1 protein-coding gene is annotated in these 1,032 nt (G+C 32.4%); it reads left to right on the plus strand.

Features of this window, described 5'->3' with window-relative positions; translation table 11 throughout:
- Window positions 1-45: 45 nt before the first annotated feature.
- Window positions 46-1,032 (plus strand): glycosyltransferase family protein (locus tag PQG80_RS28775; protein ID WP_271755297.1); only part of this gene is annotated, 987 nt, incomplete at its 3' end.

Genomic DNA, 1,032 nt, shown 5'->3' on the forward strand with positions numbered 1-1,032 from the left:
TATAAATCCATTAAAATTATTAAGAACGACGGATTTAAAACTTTTTTGAAATTGTCCAAACATAAGCTACAAAAGAAGCGTAAAGTTATAGCCACTAATCAATTGGAAACCATTTATAAAACAATACTAGAAAGATATCAGAGGCAAGAAATAAATGGCGTTTCGGTTATCCCCTCTGCTTTTCCCTTTGATGAATTGTATAATCAGAGAACAATAAACTTGGCTAAGTATCTTTCGAAAAAAAATCATGTATCGTTGTTTGTTGTATGGCAATGGACTACTGAAGAAGTCATAGAATCAGCATTTAAAGAAGTGTATCACAATGTGTTTGTAATTCCTATGTATGCTTTTTTTGATTCATTATACTTGCTGAAGTCCATCGCAGAGATTAAACAGAAATATGCAATTTTTAATATTCCATCGACTCAATATAATAATATTACTGCCGATTTGAGGTCAAATAATTTTACGATAATATACGACATCATGGATGAATGGGAGGAATTCTTTAAGGTCGGACAGGCATCTTGGTATTCAAGAAGGGAAGAAGAGCGGCTAATACTTGCCGCTGATATTATTACTGCTGTTTCACGACCATTAATAGATAAATTTAACTTTCTTAGAAACGATATTGTACTGATTGGGAATGGATATGATAAAGAATTGTTAGGTCCCGCCTATATCTCTAGGAATGGGACTGCAAATGATAATGTTATTCATGTTGGGTATTTTGGACATTTAACAGAGTCATGGTTTGATTGGGAACTTGTGTTTAAAATATTGGAAAACAAAAGCATTATTTTGCATATTATTGGATATGGTGCTAACAAGGAAACGTTAATTAGGTTAAAGAAGTTTCAAAATGCAAATTACCATGGTAAAGTTCAACCATCATTGTTGCGAGATTATGTTAAGAACTGGAATGTCGGAATTATTCCTTTTAAGGATAGTTCACTTTCTCAGGCTGTTGATCCTATTAAAATTTATGAGTATTTATATTACGGATTACCTACTGTGGTTACTGGCATAGAT

The sequence above is a fragment of the Cohnella rhizoplanae genome (assembly GCF_948329515.1).
Classification (GTDB): domain Bacteria; phylum Bacillota; class Bacilli; order Paenibacillales; family Paenibacillaceae; genus Cohnella; species Cohnella rhizoplanae.